Origin of the sequence: Aeromonas sp. 19NY04SH05-1, assembly GCF_040581895.1 — a bacterium.
GTDB lineage: Bacteria > Pseudomonadota > Gammaproteobacteria > Enterobacterales > Aeromonadaceae > Aeromonas > Aeromonas enteropelogenes.
Genome location: NZ_CP095328.1, coordinates 892,258 through 918,646, shown reverse-complemented (window position 1 = coordinate 918,646; position 26,389 = coordinate 892,258). Strand labels below are relative to the sequence as shown.

Below are 26,389 nucleotides of genomic sequence, written 5' to 3'. Positions count from 1 at the left end.
ATCAATCCTTTCCGACGTGGAGAATCGCGAGGAAAGCCTCCTGCGGCACGTCGACACGGCCCAGGGACTTCATCCGCTTCTTACCTTCTTTCTGCTTGTTCAGCAGCTTTTTCTTCCGGCTCACGTCACCACCGTAACACTTGGCGGTCACGTCCTTGCGCAGGGCCTTGACGGTGCTGCGGGCGATGATCTGGTTGCCGATGGCAGCCTGGATGGCGATGTCGAACATCTGGCGCGGGATCAGCTCGCGCATCTTCTCCACCACCTGACGGCCGCGATACTGGGCGTTGTCCTTGTGGGTGATGATGGCCAGGGCGTCGACCCGCTCACCGTTAATCATGATGTCCAGACGGACCATGTCGGAGGTTTCGAAGCGCTTGAAGCCGTAATCCAGGGAGGCGTAACCGCGACTGGTGGACTTGAGGCGGTCGAAGAAGTCGAGCACCACTTCCGCCATCGGGATCTCATAGGTCAGCGCCACCTGCTTGCCGTGGTAGACCATGTTGGTCTGCACGCCACGCTTCTCGATACAGAGGGTGATCACGTTGCCCATGTACTCCTGCGGCAGCAGGATGTGACACTCGGCGATCGGCTCGCGCATCTCCTTGATGCTGGTGATGGCAGGCATCTGGGCCGGGCTGTCGATGTGGATGGTGGTGCCATCGGTCTGCTCGATCTGGTAGACCACGGTCGGCGCCGTGGTGATCAGATCCAGATCGTATTCACGCTCCAGACGCTCCTGAATGATCTCCATATGCAGCATGCCGAGGAAGCCGCAACGGAAGCCGAAGCCCAGCGCAGTGGAGCTCTCCGGTTCGTAGAACAGGGAGGCGTCGTTGAGCGACAGCTTCTCCAGCGCATCGCGGAAGGACTCGTAGTCATCGCTGGAGATGGGGAACAGGCCCGCATAGACCTGCGGCTTCACCTTCTTGAAGCCCGCCAGCGCCTTCTCGGCACCGTGCTTGGCCAGAGTCAGGGTATCGCCCACCGGCGCGCCGTGGATGTCCTTGATGCCGCAGACAACCCAACCTACCTCGCCACAACCCAGGCCGTCGGTATCCACCTGCTTGGGGGTGAAGATACCGATGCGATCGACGCCCCAGGTCTGGCCGGTGCTCATGACCTTGATCTTGTCGTTCTTCTTGAGCGAACCGTTCTTGATCCGCACCAGGGAGACGACGCCCAGATAGGAGTCGAACCAGGAGTCGATGATCAGCGCCTGCAGCGGAGCGTTCGGATCACCTTCCGGTGCCGGGATTCTGGCCACGATCTCTTCCAGTACCAGATCGACGCCAAGGCCGGTCTTGGCGGAGCAGCGCACCGCATCCACCGCATCGATGCCGACGATATCTTCGATCTCTTCGGCAACACGCTCGGGTTCTGCGGCCGGGAGGTCAATCTTGTTCAGCACCGGCACCACTTCCAGATCCATTTCCATGGCGGTGTAGCAGTTGGCCAGAGTCTGTGCCTCAACCCCCTGGCCGGCATCCACTACCAGCAGTGCCCCTTCACAGGCCGCCAAAGAGCGGGAAACCTCGTAGGAGAAATCCACGTGGCCCGGGGTATCGATAAAGTTCAGCTGGTAGGTGTTACCGTCTTGTGCCTGGTAGTTCAGGGTCACACTCTGCGCCTTGATGGTAATGCCGCGCTCGCGCTCCAGCTCCATGGAGTCAAGCACCTGAGCCTGCATCTCGCGGTCGGAGAGGCCGCCGCAAGTCTGGATCAGACGGTCCGACAGGGTCGATTTACCGTGGTCGATGTGCGCAATAATCGAGAAGTTACGAATGTGTTTCATCGAGCAAGAGTCACTCAAAATTGGTTTAAGGTCGGTTATGGAGGCGCGATTTTACTGGATAACCCGGCTGACGGCCATTCTTTAGTCGCCAGCGCCCGTCAAATAGCGCCCACCGGGTCAAGAGAGATTGCGGACAGGAACCACCACTCCGATCATCCGGGGGCCATAGCGCCCCTGATCCAGGCGGTTGGAAAAGTAACGAACCAGTAAAAAGCCGAGCACGCCCCCCAATACGCTGGAGAGAATGGTGATCCCCTCCCCCCCGGCGAGCAGCGGCGCCAGCCAGAGCTGGCCCAGCAGAGCCCCCGCCAACAGGCAGAAGAGCGGCAGCACATAGACCAGTGCGGCCCCGCGCAGCAGGCTCTCTTGAGGAATTCCGAGCCGGATTTGCTGGCCGACCCGCACCTTGGCAGTCAGGCGCACCCGCAGACGCGGCGCCTTGAGGGGAAACGCCTTGGCAACCGTACCGGTGCCACAGTTGGATTGTTGCTGGCAACCGCTGCAGGCGGAGCGCCGTTCGCACTCCACCCAGGCATGGTCACCCTCAATGGCCACAACCGTCGCCAGCTCTTCACTCATCTCGTTCACGGCAACACCTCGGGCTTGCAAAGCACGGGATCTGAACACGCTTTGCCAGGTTCGGCAAGCGCCCTTCCCCCCTGTGCCAGCGTTATTGTACCGCTTCGTTTCGGGCCAGGGGCTGGACCGACTCGGCGATCCGCTTGGCCGTCTCGGCAGGCACTTCCCCCACGACTGTGATCTCGACCCCCACCTCGTTGACATAGCTCACCAGCGAAGTGGCTCCCTGGCGAATCAGCTGCTGGCGCACCGCCTGCTTGGGATCGACCCGGGCCACATAGACGGAGAGGTCCACCAGGCCGTCGGAGAGCATCATGTAGTCCACCGGCAGACTGGTGGTCACCAGCTGGTGCTTGTCGCGAGAGAGCACCTTGAAGCCATCCGGCAGCCAGGTGATCTGCCAGCTCAGCACTTGCTGCGGGGCAGGATAGGCATCTTCCAGCGCCAGCGCCTCCGGCAGCTTGCGCTTGGCCAGGGCAACCAGCCAGGGCGCCGGCTTGCTCTGCAGCTCCAGATCGACACCCAGCACCTGCTCGACCAGATTGCCTTCCCGCTCCACCATGTCGACCCGCAACAGCAGGTTGCTCTGCTCATCGATCCAGAGCACGAAGCCATACTTGTCTGCTTCTTTTGGCACCAGTCTGACGACCTGGGCCACCACACCCGCGACCCGGCTGCGACCGGCCAGCACGGCGTCATAGCTTTCCATCACCCGGGAAAGCGGCATCTTCACCAGGGTCGACCAGACGCCCGGGAAGCGCGCGCCCTTCAGGGTGTAGGGCTCATGACTGTTTTCGAAAAAGGTGAATTCATCCTGGCGCTGCAGATACTCGATGGCCTTGCCGTCGAGATAGCTGAGATGAGCGACCTCCTTGCCATCGATCACGGCATGACTGATGCGGATCGGCTCAAGGCGCCCCTGACGGGCTTTGACCATGGATAACTCGAAGTTTTGCTGCTGCACGGCACTCTGCATCTGCTGCAACAAGGCCTCGGCCGACTTATCGTCGGCCGAGGCCTTGGCACTGATCAGCAGGAGAGAGGCCAGCAAAATACGGCTGGACTGGCGCACGTTGTTGGTATCCCTGACGACTCGTTATTGTTGAATTTGCCTGTCTTGCAGAAGACGTTGCTGCAACTGGTGGTCACGCAGGAAGGCGTTGATCCGTTCCCGCTGCTCCTGCATCTGCTGCTCGGTCAACCCTTGCTGGCGATTGCGGTTACCCTCTTGCGGATAGTGCACGCTGACCGGGGCCGCGCTGCCACCGATGGGGATGGTATTGAGCACAGGGTTGGCCGGCACGCCATCCTGTCCCTGATACTGTTGTACCCCGAAGATGACCGCTGCGGCGACCGACGCCGCGATGGCGTATTGGCCAAGTTGCTGGCCGATACGGCGGAACAGCGGCACCACATTGGAATCTGTCTTGGTTGGTTCCATTTCCGGCTGTGCCTGAGGCGCAACCGGTTTGGCCTCGACCGGCTTGGGTGCCAGTACGGTGGGCTCATCTTCCAGTGCGGCCATGATGCTGTCGCTGAGATCCAGCTGCAGATTGACCGGCAGGTCCCCCCGCATGGCATCGCCGATCAGGTGGTAACGACCCCAAGTATCTTGCAAGTCGGAGTCCAGCTCCAGCTCGTTCAGTACTTGTGCGTCACTCAGGTCACCATCCATCAGGGCAGAGATTTGCTCTTTATTTGCCATAAGTTAAACCCGTCTTTCCCCAGTTAGTTCTCGATCAGAGGTTGCAGCTTTTTGTCGATTGCTTCCCTCGCCCGGAAGATACGGGATCTGACCGTACCCACTGGGCAATCCATGATTTCGGCAATCTCTTCGTAGCTCAGCCCTTCCAGTTCACGAAGGGTGATCGCTGTCCTCAGGTCTTCCGGCAAGGCCTCTATGGCGGCAAACACGGTGCGCTTGATCTCGTCGGTCAGCGCCAGGTTTTCAGGGGTTGAGACCTCTTGCAAGGCTTCACCACCACCATAGGACTCTGCTTCGTCAGCCTCCACATCACTGCTGGGCGGTCTGCGCCCCTGGGAGGTCAGATAATTCTTCGCCGTGTTGACGGCAATTCGGTACAACCAAGTATAGAAAGCACTCTCACCACGGAATGTCGGCAAAGCTCGGTAGGCTTTGATAAAGGCCTCTTGCGCCACATCGGGCACATCTCCGGGATTGTTGACATACCTGGCCACCAGGTTGACCACCTTGTGCTGGTATTTTTTTACCAGCAGGTTGAACGCTGCTTTGTCGCCACGCTGGACACGTTCAACCAGCTGTTCGTCCAGTAGATTCTGGTCGCTCATTGGAGCCGTAAAACCCCCATCAGGTTATCGTTTTTCTTTTCCGGCCCTTCCTAAGCGCACAAGTTCAGACAGGGAGAATCAGAGAAAGTTCGCTTGCATTGAAAAAAATGTGATGCAGGCTGCATATACGCCCCCGCTTGGGCTACCATGGTGCCAGTTCTTAATCCAGGCCAATGATACTTATGAAAGCAAGTGTTGAATACCTTTGCGACGTACTGATCATTGGCAGCGGTGCCGCCGGTCTGTCTCTCGCGTTGCGATTGGCAGACCAGGCCAAAGTCCTGGTTCTGAGCAAGGGGCCCATCAGTGAGGGGGCTACTTTCTATGCGCAAGGAGGCATCGCTGCCGTGTTCGACGAGACCGACAGCATCGAATCCCACGTGAGCGACACGCTCAATGCCGGGGCAGGATTGTGCGACCCGGCCGCGGTCGAGTTCACCGCCCGCAACGCCCGCGACTCCATTCAGTGGCTGATCCAGCAGGGAGTCCCCTTCGATCAGGAAGAAGACTCCGAGGGTGAATCCCACTATCACCTGACCCGCGAAGGGGGCCACAGCCATCGCCGCATTTTCCACGCGGCCGACGCCACCGGCAAGGCGGTGCAACTGACCCTGATCGATCAGGTACGCGCCCACCCCAACATCCAGTTGATGGAGCGCTTCAACGCGGTCGATCTCATCACCACCCGCAAGCTGGGTCTGCCGGGCAACCGGATCCTCGGCGCCTATGTCTGGAATCGCAACGCCGAGCAGGTCGAAGTTGTTCGCGCCCGCTTCGTGGCGCTGGCGACCGGTGGCGCCTCCAAGGTGTACCAGTACACCTCCAACCCGGACGTCAGCTCCGGGGACGGCATCGCCATGGCATGGCGCGCCGGCTGCCGGGTGGCCAACCTGGAATTCAACCAGTTCCACCCCACCAGCCTGTTTCACCCTGACGATCCCAACTTCCTGCTGACCGAGGCCCTGCGCGGCGAAGGCGCCTATCTGCGCCGCCCCGACGGCAGCCGCTTCATGCCGGAATTTGACGAGCGCGCCGAGCTGGCACCGCGGGATATCGTCGCCCGTGCCATCGACCACGAGATGAAGCGCCTCGGCGCCGACTGCATGTATCTGGACATCAGCCACAAGCCGGCGGAGTTCATCATCAAGCACTTCCCGACCATCCATGAGCGCTGCCTCGCGGTCGGCATCGACATCACCAAAGAGCCCATGCCCATCGTGCCCGCGGCTCACTACACCTGTGGTGGCGTGATGATCGACAACAATGGCCAGACCGACATTCCCGGCCTCTATGCCATCGGCGAGGTGACCTACACCGGGCTGCACGGCGCCAACCGGATGGCCTCCAACTCCCTGCTGGAATGTGTGGTCTATGCCCACCAGGCGGGTGCCGACATCCTGGCCAAGCTGCCGACAAGCGTGGAGCCGCCTCACCTGCCCGCCTGGGACGAGAGCCAGGTGGAAGACTCCGACGAACTGGTGGTGATCCAGCACAACTGGCACGAGCTGCGGTTGATGATGTGGGACTATGTGGGGATAGTGCGTACCAACAAGCGTCTGGCCCGCGCCAAACGCCGCATCGACCTGCTCAAACAGGAGGTGCAGGAGTACTATGCCCACTTCCGGGTCTCCAACAACCTGCTGGAACTGCGCAACCTGCTGCAGGTGGCCGAGCTTATCGTCAACTGCGCCCTGCAGCGCAAGGAGTCCCGCGGCCTGCACTACAACCTGGACTATCCGGACATGCTGCCGGATCCCAAGCCCACCGTACTGACCCCGGAGCGGGATTGATCCCGGCCAGGCAAATGCCCATCCGTGACCCCGCTTAAGGCGGGGTCACTCTTTTTTGGCAAAGCGACAAGCAGAAAGCAACATCATCACTGCCCCCCAGCCTGACAATGAGGCTGCGAAAGCGCGGCATTCAACGTCCGCTATCAGACGACAGGAAATGGATAGCCCGGGCCAACAGGCGATAGTGTGCGGGGGGAAGCGAATCGGAGCAGATCCACAGGATGCAGGGCGCCCCTTGTTCAGGCAAAAGAGAGAGTTTCAGCACCCCGGGCAGAGTGCGACTCCCGGGGCCCAGCTGATAGCGGGCGCCTTGCCACGACAGCCAGCGGCCATCCCACTCCAGCATAAAGGCATCGCGTGGCAGTGCACGCCAGCCCAGCACCAGAGCGGCCAGCCAGCAGGGAATAAACAGGGCCCAACGCCAACCATCGATCAACATTGCCACAGGCCATAGCAACAACAGAAAGAGCGCCAGCAGCCAGATCCGCTGATAGCGGGAGGGGTGAACCGTCATGCTCACCCGCTCCACCGGATCAGCCCTGGCGGTCGTGACGAGCCTGGTTGCGCTCCAGGATCATCGGGATCATGGCGGCAAAGGCGGGGTCTTCGGGGATACCATGACCCATGCACCACTTGAACAGGTCCGGGTCATCGCACTCCAGCAGGCGGATAAAGGTCTGCTGATCGGCCTCGCTCAGGGTGTCGAATTCGTGTTCAAAAAAGGGCATAAAGATCACATCCAGCTCGAGCATGCCACGACGGCAGGCCCACTTCAGGCGGGATTTTTCAACTGGGCTCAACATGGAACTCTCCTTACAAAGACCGTGGGATGGTACCAGCTGGATTTTCCGGCTGACAAACATTAGTTACGTCTTTACCATGCAGCTCACATACTTTCTCTCTGGAATACCATCGTGAGCCTGCAACCACCTGTTTTTCCTGCCGAGCCGACCCGCTTTGCCCTGACCAAGATAGCCATCACCCGCATCGCCGGCCAGGATCGCGTCAAATACCTGCAAGGTCAGGTCACCTGTGACGTCAATGCCCTGCAACCGGGACAAAATACCCTGGGTGGCCACTGCGATCCCAAGGGCAAGCTGTGGAGCAATTTCCGCCTGCTCTGTCTCGAAGAGAGCCTGCTGATGCTGACGACCCCCTCCGTGCTGGAGCGCCAGCTGCCGGAGCTGAAGAAATTCGCCGTTTTCTCCAAGGTGGAGATCGCCACCGACGAGCGCCACGCCACCGGGATTGCCGGAACCGGCAGCGACGCCTGGATCGCCAATCACTTTGGCCTGACCCAAAGCGGGCTGGTCGACGGCGGCATGGCGGTGAAGATTGAACAGGATCGCTGGCTGCTGGTGAGCGACCAGCAAGCCGATACCCTGCCGGTGGGCGACGAATCCCTCTGGTGGGGGCTCGAGATCAAGGCGGGTCTGCCGCACATGGAAGCGGTGCATCAGGGGGAGTTCATTCCGCAGATGCTCAACCTGCAGGCCCTCGATGGCATCTGCTTTACCAAGGGTTGCTACATGGGTCAGGAGACGGTGGCGCGCGCCAAGTATCGCGGCGCCAACAATCGTGCCCTGTTCCTGCTGGCGGGTGTTGCCAGCGAGCCAGTGGCCAGTGGTGATACGCTGGAAATCCGGCTCGGTGACAACTGGCGTCGCAGCGGTATGGTGCTCAACGCCTGGCAACAGGATGGTCAGGTGTGGCTCACCGCTGTGCTGCCCAAAGACACCGAGGCCGACGCCCTGTTCCGTCTCAAGCAGGATGAGAGCGCCAGCCTCACCCTGCAGCCACTGCCCTACTCCCTCGCCGACTGACCCGCAATCCGGACTAACGAGGCACGCGCGCCAGCAGTGCCTCCTTCAGCCAGCGCCCCGCCTGCCCAAGTGGGCGGGCGCGGTGCCACTGCAGCTCCAGCACCAGTTCATGCCTGGCGATAAAGTCGGGGTTGAGCACCACCACCTCCTTGCGCGCCAGGGGCCTGTCCAGCAAGAACTCGGGCACCACGCCCCATCCCAGCCCGCGCTTGACCAGCTCCAGCACGCCGAGATCTCCCTCGACCCACCACACTTGGGAGGCAATGCGAAAGCGCTGACGCTCGGGGCCATCCCGCCGCCCGGTGGCAATCAGCTGGCGCGCCCCCTGCAGATCGACCTCTTGCACCAGCACCCTGTGCGCCAGCGGATGATCCGGCGAGACCACCAGCGGCATGGCCACTTCCCCCAGAGTACGGGTGACTATCTCCCGCTGGGGAACAGCCTGCTGGTAACTGATGCCAAGCTGGGCACGGCCGCTGACCAGCATGTCGGTCACATCCTCCATCAAGGGAAAGAGCAGCTCCAGCTCGACAGCCGGGTAACGGCGGGCAAACTCTTCCAGCAAGGCGCCCAGCCAGGGGAGATGGGAGTCATCGTCAATGGCCAGGGTCAGCCGTGACTCCACCCCCGCCGCCAGCTCGCCGGCGATCGCCTGCAGACGCTCACCCTGCGCCAACAGTATGCTCGCCTCCTGCACCATACGAACCCCGGCCACCGTCAGCCGGGGATAACGGCCGGTGCGGTCAAACAGGATCAACCCCAGATCGATCTCCAGATTGGCGATGGCAGTGCTCACCACCGACTGCGCCTTGCCCAGCTTGCGCGCCGCAGCCGAAAACGAGCCGGTCTCGGCGGCGGCCAGCAGTACATTGAGTTGTTCCAGTGACGGCCCCATCCCGGAATTCCTGTTTGCTTGTGATACTTGTCGACCAACCTATCTGATTTGCAGATAGATAGTAACGTGAATACATCAATTTTTATCGATAGATTGGCCCGATATTCGTGAATGAACCTGATTGAGAGAGTGATTTATGCGAACCCGTAACGATCGCCTGCGCCATGCCATCGGCTTTGAATTGATTGGCCTGCTGATTGCCGCCCCGTTGGCGAGCTGGGTCACCGGAGTCGGGCTCAACCACATGGGGCCATTGGCACTGTTCTTTTCGGTGCTCGCCACCGTCTGGAACTATGTCTACAACATCGGCGTCGACAAGCTGCTGATGAAGTATCAGGGCCATACCCACAAGAGCCTGTGGCAACGGATTGTGCATACCTTCGGTTTCGAGGGGGGGCTACTGACCGTCGCCCTGCCGGTGATGTCCTGGTGGCTGGACATCAGCCTGCTGGAGGCGCTGGTGCTGGATCTGGGCTTCGTAGCCTTCTATCTGGTCTACGCCTTCGCCTACAACTGGGGCTATGACAAGGTATTCCCCATCCCCCAACCGATGCCGCAGAAGGCGCTGGGCTAAGCGGCAAGGCCTCCAAAAAAACAGGGCACCATCATGATCGCAATGATGGTGCCTGAGAGAACAAAAGCGGCTAGCGGGGAGAGAGAAACGTCAGGCCTGAGCCTTGAGCTCGGCACCCTCTTCATCGGTGGCATCAGCCTCTTCGGGTTGAGCCTGGGCTAATTGCAGGGCTTCCAGCTCGCTTTGGTATTCACCAAGCATCTGCTGGGCCACCGCCATATCCCCTTTGTGCTTGCGCTCGAACAGATGGTGCTGCACCACGCCATTGAGATAATCCACCGTGATGGGCTGCTCCAGGAAACTCTGCAGCCCCTCTTTTTCCAGCTCGGCATTGATGTCATCGGCAGTGGTACGCAGCAGACCGGCGAGTTGAACCAACATGCGGCGCTCACCTTCGCGCAGCAGGCTCAACATGCGGTTTCTCTGCTGCTCATTCTGTTGGGTCATACATTTCCTTACGTCTAGTGGGAACAAGCTCGCTCATTCTGCCCTGTCCCCATGGCAGCGTCTATCTCATGACCCCCACAAATTTTTGGCGCAGGTTCACAAATGGCGACAGATGATATTGAGGGCGGCTCTGGGGTATAGTACCCGCTGATTTTCGGGGCATTTCATTAACAAAAATGACCCTGCCGGTTTACCCCACCGAGGTGAAGATCCCCCTTTATGACTGACGCCATTGTGGTGCTCTGCACCTGCCCAGACCAACCCAGTGCCGACCTTGTCTGCGAACAGCTGCTGACCCGGCGACTGGCCACCTGCATCAATCAGCTGCCGGGCGTGACCTCCGTCTATCGCTGGCAAGGCAAGGTGGAACGGACCACCGAGATCCAGCTCATCATCAAATCCCGGATGCCACTCTTTGCCGAGCTGCAACAGTGTATCCTCACCCACCACCCCTACGAGGTACCCGAGTTGCTGGCGCTGCCGGTCAGTGCGGGTCTACCCGCCTATCTCGACTGGCTGAAAGAGGAGACCCCATGAACCGCACTCGCCTGCGCTATCTGCTGCCCGCCCTGTTTACCCTGCTGCTGGGCCTGTTGTGCACCCCCGTCCAGGCAAGCAGTGATCTGCTGGGGAGCCTGGGCATTCAGGCTAGTGCCAAGCCCGCCTTCCTGAAAGTCGACGAGGCATTCACCCTGGAGAGCGAACAGCAGGGCAACCGGCTGTTGCTTCGACTTCGCATCGCCGATGATTACTATATTTATCGCCACAGCCTGCGCTTTCAGGGCAACGACCTCACCTTCAGCGAGCCCGTCCTGCCCGAGGGGACCGAACACGAAGACGATTTCTTCGGCAAGACCCGGGTCTATTACCAGGAGGTGGAGATCCCCGTCACCCTGACCGAGGCAGGGCCACAAGCGAGCCTCAAAATCAGCTACCAGGGCTGCACCGTGGGGCTCTGCTACCCGCCGACCACCAAGGTGGTCGAGGTGCAGTCGCTGATGGCCACGTCGGGTGATAACGAGGCGGCGCCGGCTGCACCGTCCAGCCAACAGGATAAACTGGCCGCCGCCCTCGGCAGCCAGGGCTTCTGGCTCAGCATCGCCGCCTTCTTTGCACTGGGGCTGGGGCTCGCCTTCACCCCCTGCGTCTTCCCCATGTATCCCATTCTGACCGGCATCATCGCCGGTGCCGGCCATCGCCTCTCCACCCGCCGCGCCTTCCTGCTCTCCTTCGTCTATGTCCAGGGGATGGCGCTCACCTACACCCTGCTCGGGCTGGTGGTGGCCTCGGCCGGGCTGCAATTCCAGGCGGCGCTACAGCACCCCTATGTGCTGACCGGCCTCTCGGTGATGTTCGTGCTGCTGGCTCTCTCCATGTTCGGGCTCTACACCCTGCAGCTGCCGAGTAGCGTGCAGACGCGCCTCTCCGGCCTCTCCAACCGCCAGCAGGGCGGTTCGGTGGCCGGGGTGGCCATCATGGGGATGATCTCCGGCCTGGTCTGCTCCCCCTGTACCACGGCACCGCTCTCCGGCGCCCTGATTTACGTGGCCCAGAGCGGCGATCTCTGGCTCGGCGGTGCGGCGCTCTACGCCCTGTCGCTGGGGATGGGACTGCCGCTGCTGCTGCTCGGCACCTCGGGCGGCAAGCTGCTGCCCAAGGCCGGCGCCTGGATGGATGTGATCAAGCAACTCTTTGGTTTTGCTCTGCTGGCGGTGCCCATCCTGCTGCTGTCACGGCTCTGGAGCGATCAGACCACCACCCTGGCCTGGCTCGGCTGGGGGCTGACGCTGTGCGCCTACCTCTATCACCACAACCAGCATCAGCCCCACTCCATCGGCAAGAGCCTGCGCGGTTTTGTCCTGCTGCTGGCGATGATCAGTGCCGTGGTGGTGGGAAAGGATCTGCTGCTGCCCCCCTCCGGCGCCCAGACCAGTGCCGAAACCCGAGCGCCGCAGTTTATTCGCATCAAGACCCAGGATGATCTCAAGACCCAGCTCACCGCCGCCCGCGGCAAACCGGTGCTGCTCGACCTTTATGCCGACTGGTGCGTCGCCTGCAAGGAGTTCGAGCACAAGACCTTCAGCGATCCTGCGGTGCGCGAGCGCTTTGCCAACATGGTGCTGTTGCAGGCGGATGTCACTGCCAATGACGACGCCGATGTCGAGCTGCTCAACGGTCTCAATGTGCTGGGCTTGCCCACCCTGATCTTCTTCGATCGCGCCGGCAACGAACTCACGGGGCAAAGAGTCACCGGCTTTATGGGCCCGGCCGAGTTTCTGGCTCAGCTCGACAAGCTGCCATAGATGGGAATTGGCCTGGCGCACCGCTGGGCCATCCCCACTGTTACTCGCTGATTTTTCTGGCAATCCCTTGTATATGAGCGACAGCGTGGCAAAATTTGCCCTCCATTGTTTCGCCCGTCCGGAGTTTTGATGAAAAAGTGGTTCATCCCCCTGCTGGCCCTCTGGCTCTATGGCTGCAGCGCGGGCCCCGGTGAAGAGGTGATCCGCCAGCAGGTCAGTGACAAGCTGATGGCGGAAACGGACGCCAGCCTGTTCGAGATCAGCGACTTCGCCATCCTGGACAAGGAGGAGCGCATGGAAGGCGTCTATCTGGTCAAGGTCAGCTACCAGCTCCACTTCAAGCAGGGGCTGGCTCAACTGCAGGTGTTGCACGACGAGGATCTGGTCTACGACAAGGTCGGCCCCTTCCAGCAGGAGATGGGACTGATGGAGCTGGAGCGCAAATATGGCGACTTCGAGGCTGGCCAGGTGCTGCCCCAGCAAGCCGAGGTGTGGATGATGAAGACGGAGCAGGGGTGGCGGCTGGCAGAACCCACCCACTAACCCCGCTCAGGATCATGTCCTTATAGCAAATCCTTCATCCGGTGCCACAGCATGCCGAGCGCCAGCAGCGGGGAGCGCAGTGCTGGGCCGCCCGGAAAGGTGATGTGGGGCACGCTGGCAAACAGATCGAAGCCCCGGCTCTCGCCGCGAATAGCCTCCGCCACCAGCTTGCCCGCCATGTGGGTGGCATTGACCCCATGCCCCGAATAAGCCTGGGCGTAGAAGACATTGGGGTGCTGCTTGAGGCGGCCGATTTGCGGCAAGCGGTTGGCGCCTATGCCTATCATCCCCCCCCACTGGAATTCAATGGCGGTGCCGGCCAGTTCGGGGAATACCCGCAGCAGCTTGGGCAGCATAAAGGCTTTGATATCGCGAGGATCACGGCCGGAATAGTTGCAGGCACCGCCAAACAACAGGCGGCCGTCGGCGGAGAGGCGGTAGTAGTCGAGTGCCACGTTCTGATCGCACACCGCCATGTTCTGCGGTAGCAAGCGCTGGCGCAGCCGTTTCTCCAGCACCTCGGTGGCGAGGATGTAGGAACCTGCAGGCAGCACCTTGCCCCCGAGTTCAGGATTGAGTTCGTTGAGATAGGCGTTGCACCCTATCACCAGATAGTCGCTGCTCACCCGGCCGTGAGCGGTGGTGATCTCCACCCGTTGGCCATAGTCGATGTGGGTGACTCTGGATTGCTCGAACAGGGCGACGCCCAGGCTTTGGGCGGCGCGCGCCTCGCCAAGGGCCAGGTTGAGGGGGTGAAGGTGTCCTGACCCCATGTCGATGAGGCCGCCGATGTAGCGATCCGAACCCACGACCGTGTGGATCTCCTCGCGCGGCACCAGCCTCACCTCATGCTCGTAGCCCAGGCTCGCCAGATGTTCGAGCTCTTCCTCGAAACCGGCCAGATGACGCTGACGGGTAGCGAGATCGCAATAGCCCCAGGTGAGATCGCAGTCGATGGCAAAACGCGCAACTCGCTCGCGCACCAGTTGCACCGCCTCCAATCCCATCAGATCCAGCTCACGCACGCCTTCTTCACCAATCCAGCGGGCAAACTGGCTGGTGTCGTGACCAATGCCGCGAATGAGTTGGCCGCCGTTGCGCCCGGACGCACCCCAGCCGATGCGGTTGGCCTCCAGCAGTATCACCTTGTAGCCGGCATCGGCCAGGTTGATGGCGGTATTGAGGCCGGTAAAGCCACCACCAATGACACAGACATCCGCCTGATGTTCACCGGCCAGTTCGGGCCACTCCTGCGAATCGTTGCGAGTCGCGGCGTAATAGGAGGCCGCGTGTTCCTGATGTGCGTTGTGCTTTCCTGCCTGCATGCTCAGCATCCTGCCTTGGTTGCAAATTGTTTAATAAAATAAGCAGATTTGTTTCGATAATACCCAGCTCACTCACTGCAAACCAGTCTCACCGGATCACAGAAATGCAAAAGGCGCCCCGAAGGGCGCCTTTTCATGCAATCAAGGTACGGTAACGAATTACAGTACGTCGATGGCGTTCAGGTCGGAGAAAGCCTGTTCCAGACGCTTGATCATGGAAGTCTGACCGGCACGCAGCCATACGCGCGGATCGTAGAACTTCTTGTTCGGCTTGTCGGCACCTTCCGGGTTGCCCAGCTGACCTTGCAGGTAGGCTTCGTTGGTCTTGTAGAAGTCCAGAATGCCTTCCCAGGTCGCCCACTGGGTGTCGGTGTCGATGTTCATCTTCACGACGCCGTAGGAGATGGATTCGCGGATCTCTTCCAGAGTGGAACCTGAGCCACCGTGGAATACGAAGTCCAGGGACTTGGCCGGAATACCGAACTTCTCGGAAACGTACTTCTGGGACGCATCCAGGATGGACGGGGTCAGCTTGACGTTACCCGGCTTGTAGACACCGTGTACGTTGCCGAAGGAGGCAGCGATGGTGAAACGCGGGCTGATCTTGGACAGACGCTCGTAGGCGTAAGCCACGTCTTCCGGCTGGGTGTACAGAGCGGACTGATCCATGTGGCTGTTGTCGACGCCGTCTTCTTCGCCACCGGTGCAACCCAGTTCCAGCTCCAGAGTCATGTTCATCTTGGCCATGCGGGTCAGGTACTCGCAGCAGATGTCGATGTTCTCTTCCAGAGACTCTTCGGACAGATCCAGCATGTGGGAGGAGAACAGCGGCTTGCCGGTTTCAGCGAAGTGCTTCTCGCCCGCTTCCAACAGACCGTCGATCCACGGCAGCAGCTTCTTGGCAGCGTGGTCGGTGTGCAGGATCACAGGTACACCGTAAGCTTCGGCAACGGCGTGCACGTGCTTGGCACCGGAGATGGCACCGATGATGGCAGCCTGCTGACCTTCCAGCTTCAGACCCTTACCAGCGGTGAATGCTGCACCACCGTTGGAGAACTGAACGATAACCGGCGCTTTCACCTTGGCGGCAGCTTCCAGCACGGCGTTCACGGAGTCGGTACCGACGCAGTTGACGGCCGGCAGAGCGAAGCCGTTCTCTTTCGCGATGGCGAACACTTTCTGAACGTCATCACCAGTGATCACGCCGGGTTTTACGAAGTCGAAAATTTTCTTAGACATGTTTAATCGTCCTGTCTCGTATGCCGTTAATAAAAAATGGGGGGTTCATCATGAACCGGCACAGCGGCCACATGATAAACGAAACGGGAGGCTTTTGCCCCCCGTCTCGGGTCAATTAGGCTTTGGCGCGCTGTTCCAGAATCGCAACAGCCGGCAGTACCTTGCCTTCCACGAACTCCAGGAAGGCGCCGCCGCCGGTGGAGATGTAGGAGACCTTGTCGGCGATGCCGAACTTGTCGATGGCGGCCAGGGTGTCACCACCGCCAGCGATGGAGAAGGCCGGGGATTCAGCGATGGCGCGAGCGATCACTTCGGTACCCTTGGCGAACTGGTCGAACTCGAACACGCCGACCGGGCCGTTCCACAGGATGGTCTTGGCGTTCATGATGATGTCGGCCAGGGCCTTGGCAGAGTCAGGGCCGATGTCGAAGATCATGTCGCCGTCGGTCACGTCAGAGACGGACTTGATGGTGGCCGGGGTGGACTCGGAGAACTCGGCACCCACAACCACGTCGGTGGTCACCGGGATATTGGTTTCGGCAGCCAGTTTCTTGGCGGTGTCGATCAGGTCGTGCTCGCACAGGGACTTGCCGACGTTGTGACCGGCAGCGGCGATGAAGGTGTTGGCGATGCCACCACCGACCACCAGCTGGTCAGCGATCTTGGAGAGGGATTCCAGTACGGTCAGCTTGGTGGAGACCTTGGAGCCGCCAACGATGGCAACCATCGGGCGCTCGGGCTTCAGCATGGCTTTGCCCAGGGCTTCCAGTTCACCGGCCAGCAGGGGGCCTGCACAGGCGATCGGGGCAAACTGGGCCACACCGTAGGTGGAACCTTCGGCGCGGTGAGCAGTACCGAATGCATCCATTACGAAGACGTCACACAGAGCGGCATACTTCTTGGCCAGCTCTTCGGCGTTCTTCTTCTCGCCCTTGTTGAAGCGGCAGTTTTCCAGCACAACCAGCTCACCGGCAGCGACTTCCACGCCATCCAGGTAATCCTTGGCCAGGCGAACCGGGCAGGACAGAGCGTCTTTCAGATAGTTGACAACCGGCAGCAGAGAGAATTCTTCGTTGTACTCGCCTTCGGTCGGACGACCCAGGTGGGAGGTGATCATCAGCTTGGCGCCCTTTTCCAGAGCCAGCTTGATGGTCGGCAGGGTAGCGACGATACGTGCATCGGAGGTGACCTTGCCGTCTTTTACCGGCACGTTCAGGTCAGCACGGATCAGAACGCGTTTGCCCGCCAGATCCAGGTCAGTCATCTTGATAACAGACATATTCAGTCCTCTATATTTTCCAGGTAATGTTAAAAACAGTAACCTTTCGCCCGGGGCAGGCTCAGCCTGCAACCATCATGGCCCGGGTAGTATCCAGCATCCGATTCGCGAAGCCCCATTCGTTATCGCACCACATCAACATCTTGACGAGGTTGGCATCGCTCACCCGGGTCTGGGTACCATCAATGATGCAGGAGTGTGCATCATGATTAAAGTCTACGGAGACCAGCGGTTCTTCCGTGTAATCCAGAATACCTTGTAATGTACCTCTGGATGCCCGTTGCAGGGCTTGATTTACGTCACTAACTGTCACTTTTTTACGAACAGTAATACTCAGATCCATCGCTGTTACATTGATGGTCGGTACCCGTACCGCGATCGCCTCGAACTTGCCGGCGAAGTGGGGCAGGATACGCTCCAACCCCTTGGCCAGCTTGGTATCCACCGGGATGATGGACTGGCTGGCGGCGCGAGTTCGGCGCAAGTCGCCATGGTAGGCATCGATGACTTGCTGGTCATGCATGGCCGAATGAATTGTCGTAATAGTACCACAATTTATTTCGAATTCTCGATGCAATGTTTCTATGACGGGGACCACGCAGTTGGTGGTGCAGGAGGCGTTCGAGACGATCCGTTCACGCCCGGTCAGCACCTGGTGATTGACCCCGTAGACGATAGTGGCATCCACATCCGCATCGGCCGGATGGGAGAAGAGGACCTTGCCCGCCCCCGCCGCCAGATGCAGCTCGGCATCGGCGCGCGATCCGAACACCCCGGTGCAGTCCAGCACCACGTCCACCCCCAGCGCTCGCCACGGCAATCTGGACGGGTCTTTCTCGGCAAACAGGGAGATGAGGTCTTCGCCTACCTGCATGCTGTTGCCCGCCAGCTGCACCGGATGGTGGAAGCGACCGTGGCTGGTGTCAAAGCGGGTCAGGTGCACCATGGCCTCCGGCGCCGCCAGTTCGTTGATGGCGACGATCTTGATGGTCTTGTCGCGCCCGCTTTCATAGAGGGCCCGCAACACGTTGCGACCGATCCGTCCGTAACCATTGATGGCAATCTTGATCATCTGGGATGCATTCCTTACCAGCAAAAAGGGGTGACCCTTGGGCCACCCGACACCCGGCTCACGACAGCAGGGCATCCTGAAATTCACCGCGGGCCAGCAAGGCCGCGCCAAATACCCCGGCGCTGTCGCCAAGGGCTGGTGCAATAATGGGGGCCCGGAAGCGGGGATTAAAGAGGAAGGGCAAAATTGTCTCCCGCCCGGCGCGATAAAGGCTCTGCACGTTGCCCACCCCGCCACCGATGACGATGACGTCCGGGTCCAGGATGTTGACCACGTTGGCCAAGGCCTGGCCAAACAGCAGGTGCAGCCGGTCGATGGTGAGCTTGGCCACATGATCGTGGGTGCTAGCTGCCGCAATCTGGGCGAGCGAGAGGCGGCGCTTGGCCTTGGCTTCGTACCAGGCCTCCAGCGCCGGGCCGCTGATCATCGTCTCGACGCAGCCGCGCTTGCCGCAGTAGCACTCGGGGCCATCGGGTGAGAGCACGTTGTGGCCCCACTCACCGGCGATGCCGTGGTGGCCGTTGAGGATCTGGCCGTTGATGACGATGCCCGACCCCACCCCGGTGCCCATGATGATACCGAACACCACTTTCGCATCCGGATGATGCTGGCGCACCGCCCCGAGATGGGTTTCCGCCAGGGCGAAGCAGTTGGCGTCGTTGGCGATGAGCACGGGCACACCGAGCCTGCGCTCCAGATCTTCCTTGAATGGCTTGTCATTGAGCTCGGTCGTATTGCAGTTCTTCATCAGGCCGGTTTGCGGATCCCGCGCTCCCGGGGTGCCCATGCCGATGACGGCGGGACGCTGGCCGAGTTTGGCGGCGCACTCCTCTACCAGTTTGGCGATCTGGCCGATCATATGCTCATAACCGCCCTGGCGTTCGGTGGGGATGCGATGACGCAGCAGCACTTCGTCCCCCTCCAGCACCACGCACTCGCACTTGGTACCGCCCAGATCGATACCCCAATCCAATACTCGTTTGCTCATCCAGCCTCCAGCCATGACCGCAGGGCGCCAGCTCCGGAGTGCACGCTGCCGTGCCCGCCTGAAGTCGACCGCCCTCTACCGGGTTGCAGTGTAACCCGAGCGGCGGTCAGGATGCAGCCCCGCCACCAACGAAACGGGGCCCCAAGGCCCCGTCGTCACGATAAAACGCGCCGCTATCAGCGCTTGTGGTATTGAGCCGAGAGCTCATGTACCGCGTTGACGAACACGCCCGCATGCTCCGGGTTCACATCCTGATGGATGCCGTGGCCCAGGTTGAAGACGTGGCCATTGCCATGACCGAAACCGGCCAGGATGGAGGCGACCTCTTCGCGGATGCGCTCGGGAGAGGCGTAGAGCATGGAAGGGTCCATGTTGCCCTGCAGCGCTACCTTGTCGCCGACCCGGCGCTTGGCGTCCGCGATGTCGGTGGTCCAGTCCAGACCCAGCGCATCGCAGCCGGTGGCGGCGATCTGCTCCAGCCACTGGCCGCCGTTCTTGGTGAACAGGGTGACCGGCACGCGGCGACCGTCGTGCTCGCGGATGAGGCCATCGACGATCTTGTGCATGTACTGCAGGGAGAAGTCGCGGTAATCGCGCGGGGTGAGCACGCCGCCCCAGGTGTCGAACACCATGACCGCCTGGGCACCCGCCTTGATCTGGGCGTTCAGATAGGCGATTACACTGTCGGCCAGCTTGTCGAGCAGCAGGTGCAGGGTCTGCGGCTCTGCGTACATCATCTGCTTGATCTTGGTGAATGCCTTGGAGCTGCCCCCCTCCACCATATAGGTAGCCAGGGTCCAGGGGCTGCCGGAGAAGCCGATCAGCGGCACTTCGCCCTTGAGCTCGCGGCGGATGGTGCGCACCGCGTTCATCACGTAGCCGAGCTCGTCTTCCGGATCCGGCACCGGCAGCGCCTGCACCTCGGCCATGGAGGTGATCGGGCGCTCGAAGCGCGGGCCTTCCCCCTGCTCGAAGTAGAGACCCAGCCCCATGGCGTCGGGCACGGTGAGGATGTCGGAGAAGAGGATGGCGGCATCGAGCGGGTAGCGGCGCAACGGCTGCAGGGTGACTTCACAGGCCAGCTCGGCGTTGCGGCACAGGGACATAAAATCCCCCGCCTGGGCACGGGTCGCCTTGTATTCCGGCAGATAACGGCCAGCCTGGCGCATCATCCATACCGGGGTCATGTCCACTTCCTGGCGCAGCAGGGCACGCAGGTAACGATCGTTCTTCAGCTCTTTCATCCCAGTTCCTGAATTCATATCACGCATAAAATGGCGGCCATGATACCACTTTGCCCGCCGGAACGGACTGCCCAATGGGTGGCAAATCCAGGGCCGGTTGCAAAGATGTGAAGGGACGCAAACAAGCGTCCCTTTTTACAACGGGGGGATAACGATTCGCCTCAGGCCTCGCCCGCCAGGCAAAGCTCGATGAGTCGCCGCGCTATGGTGCCACGGGGAGGCAGCCTTGGCAGACGGTCAGCTTCGAAGAAGTCGGCGGCCACCAGCTCCTCGTCCTGTATCCGGATCTCGCCGCTCTCGTAGTCGGCGGTAAAGCCCATCATCAGACTGTGGGGGAAAGGCCAGGGCTGGCTGGCCACATAGCGCACGTTGCGCACCCGGATGCCGCTCTCCTCGAACACCTCGCGCGCTACGCACTGCTCAAGGTTCTCCCCCGCCTCCACAAAGCCCGCCAGCACCGTATACATGGGATCCTCGACCTGATGGTGACGGCGATGGGCGGCCAGCAGGATGGCCGGCCCCTTGCGCACCGCCACTATGATGCAGGGGGAGATACGCGGATAGACGATGTGGCCATGGCGGCACCCTTGCGCCCACTCCCCCGCCTTGGGCGCCATGGGGGCGCCGCACTCGCCGCAGAAGCGGTGGGTTCGGCGAAAAGTCGCCAGCTGCCAGGCGCGCCCCGCCAGATGAAAACCCGCCTCATCCCCCGCCACCATCAGCTGGCGCAAGGGGGTCATAAGAGACGTCTCGGCCTCTTCCCCCAGATCCAGCAGATAGCAGGGCAGGCCCTCCCACTCGTCAAAGCGCTCAAAGGCGGCATGCTGCAGGTGGCTGGGCAGACAGGCGCGGGGGCCTTGTGGAATGCGCCCCTGGTCATCCAGCAGGACGAGGTGATCGCCCCCCAGCACGAACCAGCGGGCCTGTTCGGTTAATGGCATAGATGCAGCACTCTTTGTTGTGACGTCGGTCGAGATGCTCGCCCAGACAGGGCGGCGGTGACGGATGAAAGCGACAACCGGCCACCATATTAAGGCGCGGCAAGCCGGGTGGCGACCCCAAGATGGCGGCTTTTCAACACCCATGAAAAACGCCCATGAAAAAGGCCGCCCGCAGGCGGCCTGATGTCGGTAACTGTCGATCAGGCATCCCCCATTGCCAGCAGGGAGGCGTTGCCCCCCACCGCCGTGGTGTTGATGGTACGGGTCTTCTCGGTGACGAAGCGGCTCAGATAGTGGGGGCCGCCCGCCTTGGGGCCGGTGCCGGAGAGGCCCTGGCCACCGAACGGCTGCACTCCGACCATGGCGCCGATCTGGTTGCGGTTGATATAGACGTTGCCCACGTTGATGCGGCTCGCCAGCTCTTCTGCGTGGGATTCGTTGCGGCTGTGAATGCCCAGCGTCAGGCCGTAGCCGGTGCCGTTGATGTCGCTGATCACCTGCTCCAGATCCCGGGCGACATAGCGCACCACGTGCAGGATGGGGCCGAACTGCTCGCGCTCCAGCTCCTTGATGGAGCGGATCTCGAGTGCGGTCGGCTGGACGAAGTGTCCCTCCTGGGTTGCCTTCGGCATGGGGGCCTGGGCGATCAGGCGGCTTTTCGGGATCATCCTGGCCAGGTGCAGATCCAGCCCCGCCTTGGCCTTGGCGTCAATGACCGGGCCCACGTCGGTGTTGTGCTCGGCCGGGTTACCGACCTTGAGCTCCTGCATGGCGCCGGTGAGGATCTCCAGCACCCGATCGGCGATCTCCTCTTGCAGGAACAGCACCCGCAGGGCGGAACAACGCTGGCCGGCGCTCTGGAAGGCGGCGCTCACCACGTCGCGCACCACCTGCTCCGGCAATGCGGTGGAGTCGACAATCATGGCGTTCTGGCCGCCGGTCTCGGCGATGAGCGGCAGGATGGCGCCGTCACGATTGGCCAGGGTCTGGTTGATGAGCTTGGCGGTCTCGGTGGAACCGGTGAAGCAGACGCCGCCGATGCGGGGATCCGCTGTCAGCTTGGCGCCCACTGTGGCACCGTCGCCCGGCAGCAGCTGCAGCACGTCACCCGGGATGCCAGCCTGATGGGCCAGAGTCACCGCCAGATGGGCGATGAGGCCGGTCTGCTCAGCCGGTTTGGCGATGACGGTGTTGCCGGTGGCCAGCGCCGCCGCGACTTGCCCCAGGAAGATGGCCAGCGGGAAGTTCCACGGGCTGATGCAGACAAACACGCCGCGCCCTTGCAGGAACAGCTCGTTCTGCTCGCCGGTGTAGCCGGGCAGCAGGGTCGCCTGACCCATCATGCTGCGAGCCTGCACCGCGTAGTAGCGACAGAAATCCACCGCCTCGCGCACCTCGTCGATGCCGTCCTGCAGCAGCTTGCCCGCCTCACGGGTACAGAGCGAAATAAACTGGTTGCGGTTCGCTTCCAAAAGATCGGCCAGCTTTTCCAGCGCGGCGGCACGCTCGGAGACCGGCGTCTCGCGCCAGCGCGGGAAGGCGGCATGGGCAGAGGCCAGCGCCTGCTCAACCGCCTGCTCGTCGGCCCAGTGGATCTTGCCGACGGTCAGGCTCACGTCCTGCGGGCTCAGCACCACGCGGGCTTCATTACGCTTGAGGGTCTCGCCATCGACGATGGGGCCCGCCAGCCACTGCTTGCTCTCCAACTCCTTGAGCCCGGCGAAGAAGGGGCGCTGGATGGAGACGATGTTCATGTTCACGCCACTGGAGTTCTTGCGATCGCTAAACAGGTTCACCGGCTGCGGGATGCGGTCGTTGGCAAAGCTCGAGTAGCGCTTGAGGGTACGCAGCGGGTGCTCGGCCAGACTGTCCACCGGGGTGTTGGGATCCACCAGCTTGTGCACAAACGAAGTGTTGGCGCCGTTTTCCAGCAGACGGCGCACCAGGTAGGGCAGCAGATCCTTGTGGGCGCCGACCGGTGCATAAATGCGGCAGTGCAGGCCCGGGTTGTCATTGAGCACGGCGTTGTGCAGCTCCTCCCCCATGCCGTGCAGGCGCTGGAATTCGAACTGGCGATCGCCGGCCATCTCCAGAATGCTGACCACGGTATTGGCGTTGTGGGTGGCAAACTGGGGCGCGATGAAACCGCGGGTCGGCTCGCTCAGCAGGTAGCGGGCACAGGCGAGGTAGGAGATGTCGGTACCGGCCTTGCGGGTAAACAGCGGGTAGCCGGGCAGACCGGCCTGCTGGGCATATTTCAGCTCGCTGTCCCAGTAGGCCCCCTTCACCAGACGTACCGGAATGATATCCCCCTGCTCGCGGGCCAGGGCGGTGAGCCAGCACAAGACCGGCAGGGCACGCTTGGAGTAGGCCTGCACCACCATGCCGAGCTTGCCCCAGCCACGGTTCGCCTCGGAGCGGTAGAGCTGCTCGAACAGATCCAGCGACAACTCGAGGCGGTCCATCTCCTCGGCGTCGATGCTGATGGCCACGTCCTTGTCGCGGGCCAGACGCACCAGCCCCACCAGCCGCTCGCACATCTCGCCGAGCACCCGCTCGCGGTTGGCCACGTCATAGCGCGGATGCAGCGCCGAGAGCTTGATGGAGATGGAAGGTGCCGGGCCGCCGTCGCTGATCCGCTCGCCGCCCACCGCCTCGATGGCGTTGTGGTAGTCGGCCAGGTACTTGTCGGCGTCCTGCATGGTCAGCGCCGATTCACCCAGCATGTCGTAGGTGTGGGTGTAACCCAGCTCGCGGGACTTGCGGCTCGCCTTGAGGGCCTCCTTCATATCGCGCCCCAGCACGAACTGCTTGCCCATGATCTTCATGGCGGCGTACATGGCAGAGCGCACCACGGGTTCGCCCAGCTTGTTGACCATGCGCCCCAGCAGGTTGGCCGGATTGCCGTCCAGCTTCTTGTCGAGCTTGATGATCTTGCCGGTCAGCATCAGGCCCCAGGTCGAGGCGTTGACCAGGGTGGAGTCGCTCTTGCGAAAATGAGAAGACCAGTTGGCGCCGGAAAGCTTGTCCTTGATCAGGGCATCGGCGGTCTGGGCATCGGGGATGCGCAGCAGCGCCTCTGCCAGACACATCAGGATGATCCCCTCCTGGGTATCCAGGCTGTACTCCTGCAGGAAGGCGTCGATACCGTCGCCGGAACCGCTCTCCTTGCGCACCTTGGTCACCAGGGTGCGGGCCCGCTGGGTCACCTGTTCCAGCGAGGCGCCATCTCCCGGCAGCATGGCGGCAAGCTCTGCCAGATAGGCATTTTCATCCACCACATAGTTCTGGGTGATGGCTTCGCGCAGGGCGGCCAGATCGGAGGGAATATAGTCAGCTGCAAGCACTTGAGTCGCTTTGAACATATGGGGTCTTCCTGTACGCCCTAGGGCTGATATCGACGAAGGCGGCCGTGCCGCCGAAACGCCGATAATGTATACAATATTGCACCCTATATGAAATAAATTTGTTGCCTTGTTTTAACAAAAATCGCTGACATGGGAGTTTTATGGCTATCTCAGGGTGAAAATGCCCTTTTCAGGCCAGCTTCACATCTTGTTTTGTATACAATTTTGCTCTCCCTTTATGCCCCCTCCGGCCCTGCGTCAAACGACAAAAACAGAGAAGGGCCGCCATGGCGACCCTTCTGCTCAGTCAGACAATTTTTGTCAATTCATCCAGCGATCGCTGCGGCTGCGGCGACGAGGCAGCATGGGCAACAGGATGCCGAGCAGGATGCCGGCCCCTACCATGGCACCGCCACGGATGAACCAGTCCATCTGCATGTCGTGTTCCCGGTTGTCATAACTCTGGGTCAGGGCATCGTTCTGCTCCTTGAGATTGCTCATCTCCTCGCCCTGGCTGGCAAGCTGGGCCTTGAGCGACGCTATCTCATTGCTCTGCAGTTCAATCTGGCCATCCTTCTCGGCAAAGCGTTTCTCGTTGTCGCCGTTGAGGTTCTGCAGGCGACTCTTGAGCTCATCCCGCTCCTTCTCGACCTGGGGCAGGCGCTCGCGCAGGCTGGGCTGGCTCTGCAGCTCGCTGCTCTTGATCCACCCTTCACGGCCACGGCCGTCCACCACCTGAGTGAAACCGGCTTCGCCGTTCACCGACTTTATCTCCAGCGGCTCACCCGCCTTGACGCTGCCCAGGATCCGGTACTGGGTCCCCGGGCCATTGTGGATATAGGTAAATATGTTGTCTGAAACATAACGGGTCTCGGCCAGTGCCTGGCCGGCACACAAGCAGATCAAAATCCCGAGAAGGGCGCGCATGGTCGATCGGTTCTCTTTTCAGTTTTGGGTAAGAGGCTGAATGTTAAGCCGCCGGCAGGTTAAAGGACAAGCAAAGAAAACGCTTCCCCCGGGGGCACTCCCTGCCCTGCCATGCATGACTTGGCCACTTTTTGACCTCATCATCACTTGTTTCTCAGCTCCCGTACCTCGGCCCGCAGCGCTCGCAACTCCTGCAACAACTGCTCCTGCTGGGCATTGTAGTGATGACGCCACTTCTCGGTGTCGTTATCACCGCGATTGGGCTGCAGAAACAGGCTGGCCATGAAACCGCTGAGCGCGCCAAACAGGCCGACCCCGAACAGGATCAGCAGACTGGCCACAAAGCGCCCCTCCTCCGTCTTGGGCACCAGATCCCCGTAACCCACGGTGGAGAGGGTCACCAGGGTCCACCAGAACGCATCATAGGGGGTCTCGATTTCACTGCCCGGCTGACCGGATTCAATCCAGTACATGATCCCGGAGCCGAGCCCCAGCAAGAGGACGAACAGGAACAGGATGCCGGAGATGGTGGTTTCGTTTCGCTCGCGACGAAACATGGCCAGCAGGTCCGGCTGGCTACGCAGCAACTGATAGACCCGCCACAACTGGATCAACCGGGCCCAGCGCAGGGACTCCACCATGGGCAGACTGCCCGGCAGATAAAACCAGTTGGCCTTGAAGTAGGCCTTCCTGTCAGGAGCGCGGGCCAGGCCATAAGCGAAGTGGGCGAGAAAGAAGTAACAGATCAGGCTGTCGAGGTCATAGAAGAGTTGCAGTGTCTGGGAAGTCAGGGTTTCGTGCCCCCACCAACGGGCCGTAACCAGCAATACCGAGATAACGGAGAGGAAGGCCATCAGCAGATCGGTGGCCCGCAGATGAGTTAAGTGATGTCGCATACATTTTCCAACTTTAAACACAGTGCAAATTAATAAAAGGGAAGATAATGCCGATAGCCCTGAGGACAAAGG

General features: G+C 61.1%; 25 protein-coding genes. 6 read left to right on the top strand and 19 right to left on the bottom strand.

Features of this window, described 5'->3' with window-relative positions; all coding sequences use genetic code 11:
* Position 1 precedes the first annotated feature (1 nt).
* From lepA to rpoE, 5 genes are all read right to left on the bottom strand, one after another.
* Positions 2–1,795, bottom strand: a complete 1,794-nt coding sequence (lepA, locus tag MRK42_RS04365) for a translation elongation factor 4 (RefSeq protein WP_042028307.1) — start codon at positions 1,793–1,795, stop codon at positions 2–4.
* A gap of 117 nt (positions 1,796–1,912) precedes the next feature.
* A complete protein-coding gene (locus tag MRK42_RS04360; RefSeq protein WP_354689041.1) occupies positions 1,913–2,374 on the bottom strand; it encodes a SoxR reducing system RseC family protein in 462 nt (153 codons plus the stop codon).
* 91 nt (positions 2,375–2,465) lie between these two features.
* Positions 2,466–3,446 (bottom strand): MucB/RseB C-terminal domain-containing protein, encoded by a 981-nt coding sequence (locus tag MRK42_RS04355; RefSeq protein ID WP_124239621.1) that lies wholly within the window; start codon positions 3,444–3,446, stop codon positions 2,466–2,468.
* A 24-nt stretch (positions 3,447–3,470) separates the two neighbouring features.
* Positions 3,471–4,079 (bottom strand): RseA family anti-sigma factor, encoded by a 609-nt coding sequence (locus tag MRK42_RS04350; RefSeq protein ID WP_026458675.1) that lies wholly within the window; start codon positions 4,077–4,079, stop codon positions 3,471–3,473.
* 23 nt (positions 4,080–4,102) lie between these two features.
* Complete coding sequence (rpoE, locus tag MRK42_RS04345) at positions 4,103–4,684, bottom strand: RNA polymerase sigma factor RpoE (protein ID WP_042028302.1); 582 nt, start codon at positions 4,682–4,684, stop codon at positions 4,103–4,105.
* 182 nt (positions 4,685–4,866) lie between these two features.
* On the opposite strand from rpoE, the gene nadB reads away from it, so the two are divergent.
* Positions 4,867–6,474 carry an L-aspartate oxidase gene (gene nadB / locus MRK42_RS04340; RefSeq protein ID WP_338611805.1) on the top strand — a complete coding sequence of 536 codons (1,608 nt, stop codon included), beginning with the start codon at positions 4,867–4,869 and terminating at the stop codon, positions 6,472–6,474.
* Positions 6,475–6,604: 130 nt separating this feature from the next.
* On the opposite strand, the gene MRK42_RS04335 is transcribed toward nadB, so the two are convergent.
* The gene (locus MRK42_RS04335; RefSeq protein WP_338611804.1) at positions 6,605–6,988 is read right to left on the bottom strand and encodes a protein YgfX; all 384 of its coding nucleotides are present in this window, start codon (positions 6,986–6,988) and stop codon (positions 6,605–6,607) included.
* Positions 6,989–7,007: 19 nt separating this feature from the next.
* On the bottom strand, positions 7,008–7,277 hold the full coding sequence (gene sdhE / locus MRK42_RS04330; RefSeq protein WP_042028298.1) for an FAD assembly factor SdhE: 270 nt from the start codon (positions 7,275–7,277) through the stop codon (positions 7,008–7,010).
* A 111-nt stretch (positions 7,278–7,388) separates the two neighbouring features.
* Here sdhE and ygfZ point away from each other — a divergent pair, with 111 nt between their 5' ends.
* Positions 7,389–8,297 (top strand): tRNA-modifying protein YgfZ, encoded by a 909-nt coding sequence (gene ygfZ / locus MRK42_RS04325; RefSeq protein WP_201942059.1) that lies wholly within the window; start codon positions 7,389–7,391, stop codon positions 8,295–8,297.
* A 13-nt stretch (positions 8,298–8,310) separates the two neighbouring features.
* On the opposite strand, the gene MRK42_RS04320 is transcribed toward ygfZ, so the two are convergent.
* Positions 8,311–9,192: a LysR family transcriptional regulator gene (locus tag MRK42_RS04320; protein WP_201942062.1), complete on the bottom strand. Its 882-nt coding sequence runs from the start codon at positions 9,190–9,192 to the stop codon at positions 8,311–8,313.
* 136 nt (positions 9,193–9,328) lie between these two features.
* Here MRK42_RS04320 and MRK42_RS04315 point away from each other — a divergent pair, with 136 nt between their 5' ends.
* Entirely contained in the window at positions 9,329–9,766 is a 438-nt protein-coding gene (locus tag MRK42_RS04315; RefSeq protein WP_201942065.1) for a PACE efflux transporter, read from the top strand.
* A 90-nt stretch (positions 9,767–9,856) separates the two neighbouring features.
* On the opposite strand, the gene MRK42_RS04310 is transcribed toward MRK42_RS04315, so the two are convergent.
* Positions 9,857–10,213, bottom strand: coding sequence for a hypothetical protein (locus MRK42_RS04310; protein WP_026456213.1), 357 nt, complete (start codon positions 10,211–10,213; stop codon positions 9,857–9,859).
* Between the two features lie 219 nt (positions 10,214–10,432).
* Between MRK42_RS04310 and cutA the strand changes: the two genes are divergently transcribed.
* The 3 genes from cutA to MRK42_RS04295 all read left to right on the top strand — a co-directional run bounded on the left by cutA (position 10,433) and on the right by MRK42_RS04295 (position 13,059).
* On the top strand, positions 10,433–10,750 hold the full coding sequence (cutA, locus tag MRK42_RS04305) for a divalent-cation tolerance protein CutA (protein WP_201942067.1): 318 nt from the start codon (positions 10,433–10,435) through the stop codon (positions 10,748–10,750).
* The gene (locus MRK42_RS04300) at positions 10,747–12,516 is read left to right on the top strand and encodes a protein-disulfide reductase DsbD (RefSeq protein ID WP_201942069.1); all 1,770 of its coding nucleotides are present in this window, start codon (positions 10,747–10,749) and stop codon (positions 12,514–12,516) included. The genes cutA and MRK42_RS04300 overlap by 4 nt, the downstream gene beginning before the upstream one ends.
* A gap of 129 nt (positions 12,517–12,645) precedes the next feature.
* On the top strand, positions 12,646–13,059 hold the full coding sequence (locus MRK42_RS04295; protein ID WP_201942072.1) for a hypothetical protein: 414 nt from the start codon (positions 12,646–12,648) through the stop codon (positions 13,057–13,059).
* Between the two features lie 20 nt (positions 13,060–13,079).
* Here the strand turns inward: MRK42_RS04295 and MRK42_RS04290 are convergent, their stop codons facing one another.
* From MRK42_RS04290 to MRK42_RS04245, 10 genes are all read right to left on the bottom strand, one after another.
* Positions 13,080–14,384 carry an FAD-binding oxidoreductase gene (locus MRK42_RS04290; protein ID WP_201942075.1) on the bottom strand — a complete coding sequence of 435 codons (1,305 nt, stop codon included), beginning with the start codon at positions 14,382–14,384 and terminating at the stop codon, positions 13,080–13,082.
* A gap of 159 nt (positions 14,385–14,543) precedes the next feature.
* Positions 14,544–15,623, bottom strand: coding sequence for a class II fructose-bisphosphate aldolase (gene fbaA / locus MRK42_RS04285; protein ID WP_026456218.1), 1,080 nt, complete (start codon positions 15,621–15,623; stop codon positions 14,544–14,546).
* 115 nt (positions 15,624–15,738) lie between these two features.
* Positions 15,739–16,902, bottom strand: a complete 1,164-nt coding sequence (locus MRK42_RS04280; protein WP_338611803.1) for a phosphoglycerate kinase — start codon at positions 16,900–16,902, stop codon at positions 15,739–15,741.
* A gap of 61 nt (positions 16,903–16,963) precedes the next feature.
* Positions 16,964–17,974: an erythrose-4-phosphate dehydrogenase gene (gene epd, locus MRK42_RS04275; protein ID WP_338611802.1), complete on the bottom strand. Its 1,011-nt coding sequence runs from the start codon at positions 17,972–17,974 to the stop codon at positions 16,964–16,966.
* 58 nt (positions 17,975–18,032) lie between these two features.
* Positions 18,033–18,962, bottom strand: a complete 930-nt coding sequence (locus tag MRK42_RS04270; RefSeq protein WP_338611801.1) for an ROK family protein — start codon at positions 18,960–18,962, stop codon at positions 18,033–18,035.
* 176 nt (positions 18,963–19,138) lie between these two features.
* Positions 19,139–20,206, bottom strand: a complete 1,068-nt coding sequence (hemE, locus tag MRK42_RS04265) for a uroporphyrinogen decarboxylase (RefSeq protein WP_338611800.1) — start codon at positions 20,204–20,206, stop codon at positions 19,139–19,141.
* Positions 20,207–20,367: 161 nt separating this feature from the next.
* Complete coding sequence (nudC, locus tag MRK42_RS04260) at positions 20,368–21,147, bottom strand: NAD(+) diphosphatase (protein ID WP_338611799.1); 780 nt, start codon at positions 21,145–21,147, stop codon at positions 20,368–20,370.
* A gap of 200 nt (positions 21,148–21,347) precedes the next feature.
* A complete protein-coding gene (gene putA, locus MRK42_RS04255) occupies positions 21,348–24,512 on the bottom strand; it encodes a bifunctional proline dehydrogenase/L-glutamate gamma-semialdehyde dehydrogenase PutA (protein WP_338611798.1) in 3,165 nt (1,054 codons plus the stop codon).
* 303 nt (positions 24,513–24,815) lie between these two features.
* Positions 24,816–25,421, bottom strand: coding sequence for a TIGR04211 family SH3 domain-containing protein (locus MRK42_RS04250; protein ID WP_042028283.1), 606 nt, complete (start codon positions 25,419–25,421; stop codon positions 24,816–24,818).
* Between the two features lie 143 nt (positions 25,422–25,564).
* Positions 25,565–26,386: a potassium channel family protein gene (locus MRK42_RS04245; protein WP_042070094.1), complete on the bottom strand. Its 822-nt coding sequence runs from the start codon at positions 26,384–26,386 to the stop codon at positions 25,565–25,567.
* Positions 26,387–26,389 lie beyond the last annotated feature (3 nt).

Coding starts and splice junctions, on each gene's coding strand:
- hemE (WP_338611800.1), bottom strand. CDS start 20,206: ATGAAAGAGCTGAAGAACGATCGTTACCTGCGTGCCCTGCTGCGCCAG.
- MRK42_RS04290 (WP_201942075.1), bottom strand. CDS start 14,384: ATGCAGGCAGGAAAGCACAACGCACATCAGGAACACGCGGCCTCCTAT.
- MRK42_RS04335 (WP_338611804.1), bottom strand. CDS start 6,988: ATGACGGTTCACCCCTCCCGCTATCAGCGGATCTGGCTGCTGGCGCTC.
- sdhE (WP_042028298.1), bottom strand. CDS start 7,277: ATGTTGAGCCCAGTTGAAAAATCCCGCCTGAAGTGGGCCTGCCGTCGT.
- MRK42_RS04280 (WP_338611803.1), bottom strand. CDS start 16,902: ATGTCTGTTATCAAGATGACTGACCTGGATCTGGCGGGCAAACGCGTT.
- MRK42_RS04270 (WP_338611801.1), bottom strand. CDS start 18,962: ATGAGCAAACGAGTATTGGATTGGGGTATCGATCTGGGCGGTACCAAG.
- MRK42_RS04350 (WP_026458675.1), bottom strand. CDS start 4,079: ATGGCAAATAAAGAGCAAATCTCTGCCCTGATGGATGGTGACCTGAGT.
- epd (WP_338611802.1), bottom strand. CDS start 17,974: ATGATCAAGATTGCCATCAATGGTTACGGACGGATCGGTCGCAACGTG.
- lepA (WP_042028307.1), bottom strand. CDS start 1,795: ATGAAACACATTCGTAACTTCTCGATTATTGCGCACATCGACCACGGT.
- nadB (WP_338611805.1), top strand. CDS start 4,867: ATGAAAGCAAGTGTTGAATACCTTTGCGACGTACTGATCATTGGCAGC.
- MRK42_RS04310 (WP_026456213.1), bottom strand. CDS start 10,213: ATGACCCAACAGAATGAGCAGCAGAGAAACCGCATGTTGAGCCTGCTG.
- MRK42_RS04315 (WP_201942065.1), top strand. CDS start 9,329: ATGCGAACCCGTAACGATCGCCTGCGCCATGCCATCGGCTTTGAATTG.
- cutA (WP_201942067.1), top strand. CDS start 10,433: ATGACTGACGCCATTGTGGTGCTCTGCACCTGCCCAGACCAACCCAGT.
- rpoE (WP_042028302.1), bottom strand. CDS start 4,684: ATGAGCGACCAGAATCTACTGGACGAACAGCTGGTTGAACGTGTCCAG.
- MRK42_RS04300 (WP_201942069.1), top strand. CDS start 10,747: ATGAACCGCACTCGCCTGCGCTATCTGCTGCCCGCCCTGTTTACCCTG.
- MRK42_RS04295 (WP_201942072.1), top strand. CDS start 12,646: ATGAAAAAGTGGTTCATCCCCCTGCTGGCCCTCTGGCTCTATGGCTGC.
- nudC (WP_338611799.1), bottom strand. CDS start 21,147: ATGCCATTAACCGAACAGGCCCGCTGGTTCGTGCTGGGGGGCGATCAC.
- MRK42_RS04320 (WP_201942062.1), bottom strand. CDS start 9,192: ATGGGGCCGTCACTGGAACAACTCAATGTACTGCTGGCCGCCGCCGAG.
- MRK42_RS04360 (WP_354689041.1), bottom strand. CDS start 2,374: ATGAGTGAAGAGCTGGCGACGGTTGTGGCCATTGAGGGTGACCATGCC.
- fbaA (WP_026456218.1), bottom strand. CDS start 15,623: ATGTCTAAGAAAATTTTCGACTTCGTAAAACCCGGCGTGATCACTGGT.
- putA (WP_338611798.1), bottom strand. CDS start 24,512: ATGTTCAAAGCGACTCAAGTGCTTGCAGCTGACTATATTCCCTCCGAT.
- MRK42_RS04250 (WP_042028283.1), bottom strand. CDS start 25,421: ATGCGCGCCCTTCTCGGGATTTTGATCTGCTTGTGTGCCGGCCAGGCA.